This window comes from Alteromonas sp. WD8-37 (genome assembly GCF_055326825.1).
In genome coordinates this window covers 300,264-314,021 of sequence record NZ_JBUZOV010000003.1, presented here as the reverse complement: position 1 = coordinate 314,021, position 13,758 = coordinate 300,264, and the positions used below count along the sequence as shown (strand labels likewise).

Here is a 13,758-nt window from a genome sequence, read left to right as displayed (position 1 = left end):
TTTTGCCCGGCTCTGTTTACCGAACAGGCTGGATTTGGCCCAAACTGGCTGCAAGGGACAGCACAGATTCGCCTGCAAAGAGGCGATTGGTATATTCGCCAAAAGCCAGGCTAAATTCAGCATGATGCACCAAATCGCCAAAAATGTCCTTTTGGTACAAGAACGCTAACGGCTCAGTGGGGCTTCTGTGCGCCGCCGCGTGCAACTGGGCGGCCTGGTCATCCACGATGTCTAGCGTCTGGCCGTGTTGCGTCTGCTGGGTAGCACACAAATAGCACCAGCTGGCGATAACCAGCGCACTGATGTTAATCGCACGGCCCGCCTGCAGATTCTCTACCACCGTAGGCAGCAAAAATACCGGAATCTTAGCACTGCTCTGGCCACAAATGCGGGTAACCGAGTCCTTGATATTTGGATTGGCAAAACGTTCTGCCAATGTGCGCTGATAATCCGAAACATTGATGCCTGCCACCGGATCCAGGGTGGGGACCACTTCCTGTTGAAAAAACGCTGACAATAAATTGCGCAGTGGCACCGATTGGATACTGGCATCGATGGTCGAAAAACCGGCCAGTGCCCCGCACAGGCCTAATACCGAGTGGCCGGCATTAAGCATCCTTAGTTTTAACTTTTCATACGGCGCGACAGAGGGCACAAATTGCGCTCCCACTAACTCCCAGGCCGGCCGCCCGTTGACAAAATCGTCCTCAATAATCCACTGGCAAAATGGTTCACTCACCACCGGCCAGCTATCTTCTACTCCCATATTCAGCAGAGCCTGACGGTCAGCCTCAGTAGTCGAAGGGGTGATCCGATCCACCATACTGTTGGGAAAGCTAACATGGTGCGCAACCCACTCGGCCATCTCGGCGTCACTCAACCGAATAAAGCTCAACAGCATGTGTTTTAACACATCACCATTGTGCTGAATGTTGTCACACGATAGCAGGGTAAAGGGGGCCAGCGCACGTTCCCGCCGGCGCCGCAAAGCAGCCAAAAGATAGCCAAACACTAATCGTGGCGTGTCCGGATTAGCCAGATCATGCTGCACATCGGGATTGGTGGAGATAAATTCACCTGTTGCGGTGTCCATGTTATAGCCGCCCTCGGTGATGGTCAGTGACACCACCTTCACATTGGGCTCTGCCAGCTTTTCAATCACCGCGGCCGGACTGTCCGTAGCCAGCAAAAAGTCTGTGATGGCCCCGATGATCCTTGCCTGCGGCTGCCCCTCAGCAGGCTGTTCCACCAAGGTGTATAAATGATCCTGCTTTTGCAGTACGTTCTGCATTGACCGGTCTGCTTCGCGCAGACCAATGCCACAAATCCCCCACGCTTTCTGGTCGCTGCGATTCATCAGTGCATCGGTATACATGGCCTGATGTGCGCGATGAAAGCCCCCTACACCGATATGCACAATACCCGTGGTGGTCTCTTGCGCTGTATAAGTCGGAAGCTGAATATGCGCCGGCAGTTGGTACAGATTACGGCGATTGATAGCCTGCGGGGGCGTGTTAGCGCTGATTGATAAAGACATAGCAACCTCTTACCTGGATAAAGCTTTATGGCGACGCATCGCCCAATAAGCGGTAGAAAAATAAAGCAGCGTGCAGCCAAAGGCGATGGTATAGAACCCGTCCCGGTGCACGTGATACTCATTAAGTGATGGACTGAATACAAAGGTAAATGCGGCTGCGAGCAGGGTCAGTATCAGGCTCAGACACGCCACGATGACTAAGCTTCTGGAAAACAAGCTGGTGTCATCCCGGGCCACCGGTTCGAGGCTGGCCTGCAGTTGCTGATAATCTTCAACCCGCTGGTTAAAGGCAGCCATTCTGGCGCGCTGCTCGGGATAATCCTGATTTGCCCCATGGCCTGCTGCCATCGTGGTGTACACCACGATGGTGAACAACCAGGTAGGAATAAACAGATAGTAAAACGACATGACATCGAGGGCATTAAGGGTAAAGCCAAAGGCCAGCCCCAAAGCCCAACTGGCAATCGCCGGGACACTGTGGGTTAACCCTTTGTATTGAGCCCAGTAGCGGCAAAAGCCGATCCGCGGGAACAGCATATGCTCGGCAAAGACGATGGCTCCCACCGGCACAACCAGCAGACCAGCATAGGTCAGCAGCGGCAGCAATTTGGTAAACACAAACGGGAAACAGGCAATAGCCACTGTTACCAATCCAACCGTCAATGTCGTACGATTGCGTGAAAATTGCGGAAAAACAGCCTGAGCAGCCAGCCCTGCCCGATACAGATTCGCATTAGCGGTGGTCCAACCAGCCACAATGACAATGACCAGCCCTGACAGGCCTAAGGCATGAAAGGCCACATCACCGGGGTCGAGCTGGCCGATAGATTTTTGCACAACCACAGCTGTGCCTGCGCCCATAATACCGGCAGAGATCCAGGCAATATAGTGGCCAAACAGCATACCGGCAGACGTAGTCAAACCATATACCTTGCGCTTGGCATAGCGCAGAATCGCCATATCGATTAGCCCAAAGTGGGTGATGGTGTTGGCCGCCCAGGAAAACCCAATCACTTCCCACAAGCCAATGCCCGGGGAGCCATCCAGCGAAGTACCGGTCCACACCGAAGCACTACCAATTTGCATAAAGTCGGCCCATCCACTTACCACGGTTGTGCCTATCACGGTGTCGGCCAGTACGGGCATCAAGACTAACGGCCCACTTAAAAACATGGTGAATAGCCAGGGCGCGCATATACGCGAAAAGTCAGATACAGCGTTGAAGCCATACATGGCCACCACAACCACAATCAACCCAACCGCTAATACCACACCCACAAACGCCCAACTGGTTGGATACCAATTCAATTGGGCCGGGATCCCGATGGCAAAACGTACCGCTGTGGCCGACACCGTGATCATGGCAGCCGATATCACAGTGAAAATGATCACATTGGCCCAGTTATATAACCGGGTCATACTGTCCCCGGCAATCTTTTGCAAATAGGTATACAGGCTCATGCGGGTTTCTACCGCAATGGGCGTGGTGATCAGCGTCCAGCTCAGTACCGCCAGTAAATTGCCGACCAGTAAGCCGACCAGGATGTCCGTCATACTGGCGCCCAATGCGACAAAAGTTGCTCCAAACACAAATTCGGTGGCGGCAACGTGTTCGCCCGCATACAACCCAAGAAAATGTTTCCAGCTTTTGAGTCGATGCCTGGCCACAGGAAGCTGTTCTTCACTGATACTATTTAAATCAACCGGTTCTGCCGATGCTTTCATGATGCTTTTGCCTATCGTCATTGCTATTGCAAATACGCAGCCTGGTCTAGCACCAAAACTGCAACATTGAACTTGAGCATTTGCTTTGCAAGTGAACTAAATCTCAATTAATGCTGACACAGGCAGATTAAGTTGTAAACAGCATTAACATTAACTTTGTAGCGCCTTAGGTGTTGCCGGCTACTCTCACGATCCTCGCGACTTTTACTCTTATTTCTAAAACTTCACTACATTTAACAACTTAAACAATTTTAGAGATGTCAAAACTCAACTTGTTAGCAAAAGGTTAAATTTGTCATTGCGTACGCTGTACATTTCTGCAACGATTAATGAGAACTTGAGCATTTGCCAATTTATATAGCATTTACCCAAAAAGGTGACTTATGAATGGCGATGTATTATTGAACCGTAAAACTTATGTGGCGCCACTGGCTGCGCTGGGCTTTAGCCTGCTCTGTGCGCCGGTTAACGCTGATAAGCTGGACAGCTGGCAGGAGCGGGTGGATGCCAACCTGTATATCGCGCAAGGTTTTCAACACATTAATGCGCAACACGGCGCCTTAGCGCCAGCAAACCAGACCATGCAAAGCGGTTTTCAACGCTTGCGCTTCAATCTGGATGCACATATTCAGGTCACCGATGCGGTGGCCATTTATGTCGATGTGGGTGAGGAACCCAATGATTTTGGGAGCGACGACCAATTCGAAATATCACAGGATCTGGCTTTTATTGATGTGGAATTGCTACCTAAAGGATCCCCTTCCCTGACACTGCGAGCGGGCAATATTGTATCCACTGTGTTTGACTTTCGCGGCTATTCTGATGGCGCAGCAGTGCAGACAAACCCATTGATCGGCAATTCACCGGTGGATTTTGTCACTGCAGAGTCCGGCGCACAATTACGCTGGGCACAAGCTGTTCCCGCCTGGCAGGCTCAGTGGTATGCCGATGCCGGCGTCACCGTTCCCACCTTTTTTGAAGACTATGGCGACGGTCGCGGTTACAACTATTTTGGCAAACTGGGGCTGCGTACCCTGGCCTCGCACTGGGGTGTCAGCCTGGGCTGGTTTTTCAGCCATCAGGGGGATCAGGTGGCCCAGCGTAGCTTTGACCAGGTACAAACAGCCGGGCTGGTGCAAGGCGACGGCGATAACTATAACTTTGCCGCCAGCGGCAGCAATGCCCGGGATACCCATGTGGGCCTGCTGCCCGGCCTGAATACGCGGCTGATTCAACTCAATAGTTATTGGCAAGCCTCTGCATCAACCCTGGTGCGCGCCTGGGTTGGGATGGGCCGTGATGAGTTTAGCTTTGCCGATACCGCACGCCGCCCTACTGTGGCCAGCCAGGCCAGCCAGTTTATTCGCACAGACAGTGAACTGCTGTTTTATGCGCTGGAAGTAAGCCACATGCTGATTGCTGATACTCTGTATGTCGCGGGGCGCTATAGCGCGGCGGATAATCGCAGTGACTGGGCAGACAGCGGGCAAACCGGGTTGTACCGGGCCCAGCTGGGCGGCGGCTGGTGGATAAATGATCATACCCTGTTCAAGCTTGAATATGTGGTGCAGGATGAAGAAGCAAACTCAGCCGGCCAGATCGGTGCACGCTGGGGTGGTGTGTCTGCCGAATTATCCGTAACATTTTGATTTGGTCGGCGCGAAGCCGGTACCGCTAACAGCCAGCAGGAGGCTATGTGAAACCACAAATTCAACTGGTAATTTTTGATTGTGATGGAGTACTTATCGACAGTGAAGTGCTGGCGCTTAACGCCTGGCAGATATTGTTGTCCAAGCAGCATATCACACTGACCAGCGATTATTTTGTGCAACATTTTTTGGGCAAAAGTATGCAGCATGTGGTGGCGAAGTTGCAGCAGGACTTTTCGCTGGTGTTTAGCGATACCGACCAGCAGCAGTTTCACACGCTGCTGCGCGAATTATTTGTTCAGCATCTACGCCCCACCGACGGCATAGACACTGTGCTTAGTAAGTTGACGGTGCCGTTTTGCCTGGCCACCAGCAGCAGCCCGGCGCGCACTGAGCATGCGTTGAATGTGACCGGGCTGGCGCGTTTTTTTGCACCAAATGTGCGCTTTACCCGTGATGAGGTTAAACACGGCAAACCAGCCCCGGACTTATTTTTGCACACGGCGATGCAGCTGCAGGTTGCGCCAGCACACTGCCTGGTAATTGAAGACTCTCCGGCGGGGTTACAGGCTGCGCAGGCAGCCAGCATGCCATTTTTACATTATACTGGCGCCAGCCACCTGACCGGACAATCTTCGCCTTCAACAAGTTTGTCCCACTGGTCACAATTGCCCGAGCGTTATCCGCTTTTATTTAACAGTGAGTATCATGAGTAAAAAAAACCAACAAGACACGCAACGGTTAGACGAAGCGGCCCGGGCGGGCTGGTTATATTATGTAGCTGGCCTGACGCAGGATGACATCGCCCGTCAGCTGCAGGTCTCTAGGCAGACAGCCCAACGGCTGGTGGCTCTGGCGGTCTCTGAAGGATTAATAAAAGTCCGTCTGGAGCATCCCATCGCCCGCTGTATGCAATTGGCACACGATATTAAACAGCGCTTCGGCTTACGCTTTTGCGAGGTAGTGCCGTCGGCCAGTGATGACCCAACTTCCACAGACGGGCTCAGCCAGGCCGGGGCTGCCGCCATCGAGCGTGAATTGCGTAACCCCGACACCAAAACCCTCGCTTTTGGCACAGGCCGGGTGTTACGCGCCTGCGCGGATGAACTTATGACTCAGCGGCGACCAGAGCTGAATGTTGTCTCGCTGGTGGGCAATATTGCGCATGATGGCACTGCCACCCGCTATGATGTGGCGGTCAGAATTGCCGAAAAAATCGGTGGCCGGCATTATCCCATGCCGGTGCCGGTAGTGGCGCAAGATCAGGCTCAACGCCTGCAGTGGCAGGCCCAACCGCATGTAGCCCGGGTGCTGACCTTGACTGACCAGGCCGATGCTCTGTTTGTCGGCATCGGCAACCTGGGGCCAACCAGTCCCTTGTATATTGATGGCTTTATTGACGATGCTGAGTTATCACAGTTAGAGCAAGCCGGGGCCAGCGGCGAGATTATCAGCTGGGTCTACAACCAGGAGGGTGCCAAACTGGATACCCCGTTTAATCAGCGAGTCACCAGCGCTCCGCTCAAGGCAGCTGAGAACCGCTCGGTGGTTGGCATTGCCGCCGGTGAGCACAAGGTGGCTGCCATTCGAGGCGCGCTACGCTCAAAAATCATCAATGCTTTGATCACCAATGAATACACAGCGATGCAAATTTTAAACAACTGACTCACTCAATGGTCAGGCTGAACTCATAGGTGTGCGGCGTGCCGGTGGGCAGGGTTTCGCGGCTCAGATTTTGGTTAAAATGGGCAGCGCCAGCATCCAGCATACCTTCGGCCAGGCTCACCAGATCCCGCGGCGAATGGTAGCGCAGCCGCATGCCATGCTCGGTGCGCGACATGACCTCAAAATCCGGCACACTGGCATTGGGGTACAGTTTTTTGACCTCTTTGTGTACATCATCATCGAGCGCTTCCAGCAGCTCCAGCAGGCCTTCCCGGCCAGCCAGCATCTGCCCGTGGCTATGCACCAGATGGCCAAACCAAAAATAGCCAAAATCGTACATCAGGCTATCCAGAGAGTGATAAGTCTCTTTTGCCAGCACATTCAGGATCTTACCCAGTTCACTGTCCGGATAGGTTTGCTTATCCTCATAGTGTCCGTCGTGCTCCAGTTTTGCTGCGGTAAAAACTTCTTCGGCATAGTCTGCCGAGACTTTTTCTTCCAGCATGGTTTTGAGTGCGTTGAACACCATTCCTAACATAGGTTGAATGAGCCTTTTGTTGTGTGAATTACTGACTTAGTCGTTATCTTGTGGTTCGCTGGCAGTGTCGGCCGGCGCATCACTTGCCGCCGGGGCCAGTACCTGTACCTCATCGACCCGCTGTAAGCCGCGTGGCAGCTTGTTGCCCCGGCGCCCGCGTTCGCCCCGGTAATGTTCCAGATCCGCCGCCGACAGGGTCATATTACGCTTACCAGCATGCACCTTGACCGCCGCACCGGCGGGCACCACTGTCAGGATTTTTACGAACTCATCGCGACTTTGGGCTTTGGCCGATGGAATATTCATGATCTTGTTGCCCTTACCCTTGCCCAGGCTGGGTAAATCAGCAAGCGGAAACAGCAGCATGCGACCATCATTGGAGATGGCCATACACAGCGGCTCCCCGCCGTGGGGCACGGCTATTGGCGGCAATACTTTGGCGGCCTTGGGCAGGCTCAAAAAGGCTTTACCAGCTTTATTTTTACTGACCATGTCGGCAAAGGTACCAACAAAACCATAGCCGGCATCCGAGGCCACCAAAAAGCGCTGTTCATCCTGGCCCATCAGTACATGGCAAAACTGCTCGCCACCCACCAGATTAAAGCGTCCGGTCAGCGGTTCGCCCTGGCTTCGGGCCGAAGGCAGATTATGGGCATCACAGGCAAAGGTGCGCCCGGAGGTATCCATAAACACCACTGGCTGATTGCTGCGCCCCGACGCGCTGGCCTGATAGGCATCGCCGGCTTTGTAGTTAAGCCCTTCAACATCCACATCATGGCCTTTGGCACAGCGTGCCCAGCCTTTTTCCGATAACACCACGGTGACTGCTTCGCTGGGGATCAGCTCTTTTTCTGACAAGGCTTTGGCTTCCACCCGTTCCACCAGCGGTGAGCGACGCTCATCACCATAGGTTTCGGCGTCAGCCATCAACTCTTTTTTCACCAGGGTTTTCAGGCGGCGCTCTGAGCCTAAAATTAGTTGCAGCTTGTCCCGCTCGGCTTCCAGCTCGGACTGCTCACTGCGAATGCGCATCTCTTCAAGTTTGGCCAGATGACGCAGTTTAAGCTCGAGGATGGCTTCGGCTTGTTTGTCGCTCAGGCCAAAGCGCTGCATCAGTTCCGGCTTAGGCTTATCGTAGGTGCGGATAATTTCAATCACCTCGTCGATATTCAAAAAAGCAATCAACAAGCCTTCTAAAATATGTAACCGGGCCAGCACTTTTTCCAGACGATATTGCAGGCGGCGGGTCACGGTATTTTTTCGATACTCCAGCCATTCGCTCAAAATGGTGCGTAAATCTTTAACCTGCGGGCGGCCATCCAGACCAATCATATTCAGATTCACCCGGTAATTTTTTTCCAGGTCGGTGGTGGCAAACAAATGCTGCATCAGCTGCTGGACATCGACCCGGTTAGAACGCGGTGTGATCAGCAGACGGGTCGGGTTTTCATGGTCCGACTCATCGCGCAAATCGCTGACCATGGGCAGTTTTTTGGCCTGCATCTGGGCGGCAATCTGCTCTAAAATCTTGGCCCCGGAAGCCTGATGCGGCAAGGCGGTGATGACAATGTCACCGGCTTCTTCACGATACACCGCGCGCATTTTGATGCTGCCGCGGCCGCTTTCATACAGTTTACGAATTTCCGCCCGCGGCGTGATGATTTCCGCTTCGGTGGGATAATCCGGTCCCTGTACATAATCTAAGATAGTATCCAGATCGGTTTTGCTGTTATCCAGAAGCGCCGCGCAGGCATTAGCCAGTTCACGCACATTGTGCGGCGGAATATCCGTGGCCATGCCCACCGCAATCCCGCTGACGCCGTTAAGCAGGATATGCGGCAAGCGTGCCGGCAATACCTTGGGCTCGTTGAGTGTGCCGTCAAAGTTGGGGATCCAGTCAGCCGTGCCCTGGCCCAGTTCAGTTAACAACACTTCCGAAAAGCGCGACAGCCGGGCTTCGGTGTAACGCATGGCGGCAAACGATTTGGGATCATCCGGCGCGCCCCAGTTGCCCTGCCCGTCCACCAGCGGATAACGATAGGAAAACGATTGCGCCATCAACACCATGGCTTCATAACAGGCCGAATCGCCGTGCGGGTGAAACTTACCCAACACATCGCCCACGGTCCGTGCCGACTTTTTATATTTGGCGTTGGCGCTCAAGCCCAAATCGGACATGGCATAGATGATTCGCCGCTGCACTGGCTTTAAGCCATCGGCAATGTTGGGCAGCGCCCGGTCCATGATTACGTACATGGAATAATTGAGGTAAGCATCTTCGGTAAAGCGACGCAGTGGCAGTTGTTCCACCCCGTCCTGACTGATAGTGATCTGATCGCTCATGAAGGTATTCGTTATCGTTAGTATTAATCGCTGATCTGCGGCCATTGTGAGCCAAACCGGGGGGTAACGCAACATGGCCGGGCGCCGGCCGCGTGGCTGTTGCCTCTGCAGCAAGCGCAAAATACACGACCTCGCACGCTGAAATTTTGTATTGTCGAAATAGTGGTGTTTTAATAGGCGGCTATTCTGATAAGAAAGTCTGACCTAATGCGATTTGCCCTGATTTGCTGGAGTTTACTGCTGCTTGGCCTGGGCCTGGCACAACCCGCTCTCGCCCAGACCACCGTCCAGCTGTTTGACGAAGACAGCGCAGTAAATTTGTCGGGCAACTTTGCCCTATACAGCGAGTCCAGCGGCCCACTCACCATCAACGAAGTGCTGCAACGCAAGCCGGATTTTCAGTGGTACACCGAAAATAATCCCAACTTTGGTTTTCGCGAACACGGGCTGTGGCTGGCCAATAAGATCAGCAATGTCTCGAACGTGTCTGACTGGGTGTTTACCATCAATTTTTCCCAGCTCGACCGGGTCGATTTTTATCTGGTGGCCGACGGCACTATTTTGCAGCACAGCCGGCAGGGCAAATTACAGCCTGACCAAAAATTTCGCGTGCCCACCCTGCGGGCCGATTTACCCATTGCCACCCCCATCGAATTATATGTGCGGGTGCAAAGCCACTCCTCCAGTTTAATTGTACCGCTCACTGTCACCCCCGAGCCGCAGCACAGTGTGGCCTGGCAATTCGACAGTCTGTTATGGGGGCTGTTTTTTGGCGGCCTGCTGATTTTGGCGGTGTACAACTTAGCCTTATTTGTTCAGGTGCATGAGACCAGCCTGCTGGCGTATGTGATATATGTGCTGGCAGTGGTGCTATGGCAGCTGGTGTGGGGCGGCCACTTGCAGGTATTTCACGATGCCCCTTCCCCCTTTTGGTTGTCAGTGCACAATGAGATGTTGTCGATTGTAATTGGCATCACCGCTGGCGCCTTTTCACTGATTTTTTTAGACACCAAACACAATGCCTCCACCGCGCATCCCATCGTGCTGACCATGCTGGGGGTGCAAACAGTATTGGGGATCTTTTGCCTGCTGAATATTTTGCCGCTGACCTGGAAGCATAACCTGGTGTATGGCGCTGGCATTGCCGCCATCTGCTCCTATTTATATGCCGGCTTTGAAGCTTACTATAACCGTTTTGCCCCGGCCCGTTTTTATGTCATTGGCTGGGGTGTGCTGGCACTAGGCGCTGTCGTGGGGATATTTGGCTTAATTGGCTTGCTGCCGGCCAACCTGGTCACCGCGTATTGCTTTCAGGCCAGCATGTTTGCCCAGGCTTGCCTGTTTGCTTTGGCACTGATGGAAAAAAGCCGCGGCCAGCTGGAGTCCGATGTGCAGCAGGCCACCGATGACTTACGCAACAACATGGAGCTCATCGAAGAACAAAATGCGCGGCTCGACATTGCCCGCAAAGATGCGATTAAGGCCAGCAATGTCAAATCCCAGTTTCTGGCCAACATGAGTCACGAGATCCGAACGCCGCTCAACGCCATCCTGGGCTTTAGCCGCGAACTGGGCAATGCCTCGCTGCCAGCCGATCAGCAAGAGCAGGTGCGCATTGTGAACACGGCTGCCGACAACCTGCTGAGTATTGTCAATGATGTGCTGGATTTTTCCAAAATCGAAGCCGGAAAACTGCAAATCAACAACCAGCCCTTTTCGCCTAATAAAGAGCTTGAAGAGATGGTCACGATCATGGCCAAGTCGGCGCATTCCAAGCGGCTGGAATTTGTATTTGATTTGGAGCCCTTGCCCGAGAAGCTGATTGGCGATCTATTTCGCATCAAACAGGTGCTCAACAACCTGCTCAGCAATGCGCTGAAATTCACCTCCAGCGGCACCGTCACCCTGGGAGTGCGCGGCAAGGCCCTAGCCCACGGTATTCACGAGATTATCTTTACCATTGAAGATACCGGCATTGGCATCTCACGCCAGGATCGCAAAAAATTGTTTAGCGCGTTTTCTCAGCTGGATGATGCCCTAAACCGCAGTTATCAGGGCACCGGCCTGGGCCTGGTGATTTGCCGCGAGCTGGTGCGGCTGATGCGCGGACACATGCATCTGCGCAGTGACCCGGGGCTGGGCAGTACCTTTACCATCGCTTTGCGGGTCAACCGGCTTAGTCACAAATTTTCGCTGGCCCCGGGTGGCCAGTGGCAGGGCAAAACCGTGGTGCTGTTTGATCCGGTGCCGCAAACCCGGCGGGCCAGTGCCGGCATGCTACATGCGCTGGGCGCACAGGTCACCAGCGTGGAAAGCCTGGCTTGTCTGCAGTGCCTGGATGGCCCTAAACCGGACTTTTTATTTGCCACGGTGCCGGTCAGCAAACTGGACAGCCGCGATGCCATGCTCAGCCAGCTGATCCAGATCCCGGCCAACAAACGCATCTTGTGGTATTCCGGGCCTGAACCGTTTAACCAGTATCCCAGCCTGAGCCAGCATTTTTATTCGCAGGTGCGCATGCCCATGACTCTGTCCAAGCTGGAAGATTTGCTGCAGCACAAAACCAATAAACTGAAAAACCCATTGCAAAACAAACTCGACAGCCTGCCCAAGGTACAGATCCTGGCGGTGGATGATATGGAGATGAATCTTAAATTGCTGCAGACCTGGCTGCAGCAAAGTCCGGTTAGCCTGACCACCTCCATGAGTGGCATGGATGCCGTAAACCGCTGCCAGAACCATGAGTATGACTTGATTTTAATGGATGTGCAGATGCCGGGCATGGATGGCTTGCAAGCCACAGCGCAAATTCGCAAAACCCCGCTAAATCTGGGCACCCCCATCATCGCGGTGACCGCCCATGCATTTAAAGAAGAACAGGAACGGTTGCTGGCCTCGGGCATGGATGATTATCTACCCAAGCCAATTGACCTGGGCTCTTTGCTGGAGCTAATCCGCCGCTGGTGCCAGACCAACACACCGGCCAGTGCTGCCGAGCCCACTCTGGACTGGGAGCTGGCCATCAAGCGCACCAACCACAGCGACGACACAGCGCGTGAGTTACTGGGCGACTTTATTCGCTTGTTGCCCGATAGTCTGGCCATCATTGAGCACAGCTGGCAGCAGGCCGACATGGACACCATGCGCGCCGAAGTGCATAAACTGCATGGGGCCTGCTGCTACACGGGAGTGCCCAGGCTGCAGCAACTGGCCCATGAGCTGGAAAGTGCCCTCAAACAGGACAAAAAGATGTTGGTGGGGGAGCTGTTACCCGCCTTTTTGACCGAGGCCCAGCAGGTCATGGATCAGGCCGACGCCCTGCTGCTGGATACCCGCACTCCACAATGACTGCTGGGTGGCTAACTAGCCGCGTTCCGGATCGTGCTGTGCCGCGTCGGCCTGCTCGCTGCGCGCTGCCTGGCACTGGCGCATCAGAGCCACAAACTCATCCGGGCTGCGGTCCAAATCCGCCGCGGATACATAGATGTCATAGCCTAAGCGGGTACGAAGTTGCTGCATGCGGTTGGCTAGCATGGCTTTGATACCGGTCAGCATTTCGCCGGTTTCCAGTTTGAAGTGCTTATCGTCGAACAATTCCTGGTTAAAACAATCGCCCGAAGCACAGTTGCTGTCAAAATTGTGCAACAGTAGCGGCCGCTGCTCCATCAGCAGATGGGTAGCCAGGCGCGGGGACACCGCCTGCAAAAACGGCGCATACTGTTTTAAGCGGATCCCGACAGCCTCCAGATTGACATGGTCCAGGCCCTGACGCACCCGTGGGCAATCCACCCGCTGCACATTATCCCAGTCAATCACCCAGTTGCCGCGACGATGATGATAGACAATCTGTTGTGGTGAAATTTCGATGCTGTGATTGGGCTCGCGCAGTTTAAACCAGCCGACCAGCAGGGTGACCAGCGAGGCGCTGGTAAAAAAGATCCCGGCCAAAAACAGCCAGTCCGGCGCAAAGGTCAGCCATAGCACAGATAATGTCAGCGCCCCTGCGCCGAGCATCAGGGTGGTCAAGCCATTGCGCTTCGACACCGCGCGGATAAAGATCGGAGACTGTTCACTCGAAGACATAAAAATATATTATCAACATTAAAATCGCCCAAATGGCATACAGGCGCAGCCGTCGGCAGCGCGGACAGTGGGTGTGCCACCAGCCGGGCGATGATGCTGACGATTTTTTCGGTGTAGATGCCATGCCTGTATATACGGATTGCTTATGTGTCCAGTTTACCGGCTTTCGGCCGCTGGCAACATGGTTTTGGCTAAGATGATCAAATTGTCATCGTACG

At 53.9% G+C, this 13,758-nt stretch carries 9 protein-coding genes; 4 read left to right on the top strand and 5 right to left on the bottom strand.

Translation table 11 applies throughout. The features are described 5' to 3' along the window. Window positions 1–16 precede the first annotated feature (16 nt). Window positions 17–1,537 carry a mannitol dehydrogenase family protein gene (locus ACTUJZ_RS10390; protein WP_463636239.1) on the bottom strand — a complete coding sequence of 507 codons (1,521 nt, stop codon included), beginning with the start codon at window positions 1,535–1,537 and terminating at the stop codon, window positions 17–19. Window positions 1,538–1,546: 9 nt separating this feature from the next. Then, window positions 1,547–3,262 (bottom strand): purine-cytosine permease family protein, encoded by a 1,716-nt coding sequence (locus ACTUJZ_RS10385; protein WP_463636238.1) that lies wholly within the window; start codon window positions 3,260–3,262, stop codon window positions 1,547–1,549. Window positions 3,263–3,645: 383 nt separating this feature from the next. Here ACTUJZ_RS10385 and ACTUJZ_RS10380 point away from each other — a divergent pair, with 383 nt between their 5' ends. The 3 genes from ACTUJZ_RS10380 to ACTUJZ_RS10370 are packed head-to-tail and all read left to right on the top strand — an operon-like array spanning window position 3,646 to window position 6,576. Beyond that, on the top strand, window positions 3,646–4,911 hold the full coding sequence (locus tag ACTUJZ_RS10380) for a hypothetical protein (RefSeq protein WP_463636237.1): 1,266 nt from the start codon (window positions 3,646–3,648) through the stop codon (window positions 4,909–4,911). Between the two features lie 47 nt (window positions 4,912–4,958). After that, window positions 4,959–5,627 (top strand): HAD family hydrolase, encoded by a 669-nt coding sequence (locus ACTUJZ_RS10375; protein WP_463636236.1) that lies wholly within the window; start codon window positions 4,959–4,961, stop codon window positions 5,625–5,627. Continuing rightward, complete coding sequence (locus ACTUJZ_RS10370) at window positions 5,620–6,576, top strand: sugar-binding transcriptional regulator (protein WP_463636235.1); 957 nt, start codon at window positions 5,620–5,622, stop codon at window positions 6,574–6,576. The genes ACTUJZ_RS10375 and ACTUJZ_RS10370 overlap by 8 nt, the downstream gene beginning before the upstream one ends. A gap of 1 nt (window position 6,577) precedes the next feature. Here the strand turns inward: ACTUJZ_RS10370 and ACTUJZ_RS10365 are convergent, their stop codons facing one another. Continuing rightward, window positions 6,578–7,114 (bottom strand): heme NO-binding domain-containing protein, encoded by a 537-nt coding sequence (locus ACTUJZ_RS10365; RefSeq protein ID WP_463636234.1) that lies wholly within the window; start codon window positions 7,112–7,114, stop codon window positions 6,578–6,580. Between the two features lie 36 nt (window positions 7,115–7,150). Beyond that, entirely contained in the window at window positions 7,151–9,457 is a 2,307-nt protein-coding gene (parC, locus tag ACTUJZ_RS10360; RefSeq protein ID WP_463636233.1) for a DNA topoisomerase IV subunit A, read from the bottom strand. Between the two features lie 207 nt (window positions 9,458–9,664). Between parC and ACTUJZ_RS10355 the strand changes: the two genes are divergently transcribed. Continuing rightward, window positions 9,665–12,805 (top strand): hybrid sensor histidine kinase/response regulator, encoded by a 3,141-nt coding sequence (locus tag ACTUJZ_RS10355; RefSeq protein WP_463636232.1) that lies wholly within the window; start codon window positions 9,665–9,667, stop codon window positions 12,803–12,805. Between the two features lie 15 nt (window positions 12,806–12,820). On the opposite strand, the gene ACTUJZ_RS10350 is transcribed toward ACTUJZ_RS10355, so the two are convergent. Then, the gene (locus ACTUJZ_RS10350; protein ID WP_463636231.1) at window positions 12,821–13,540 is read right to left on the bottom strand and encodes a DUF2982 domain-containing protein; all 720 of its coding nucleotides are present in this window, start codon (window positions 13,538–13,540) and stop codon (window positions 12,821–12,823) included. Between the last annotated feature and the right edge of the window lie 218 nt (window positions 13,541–13,758).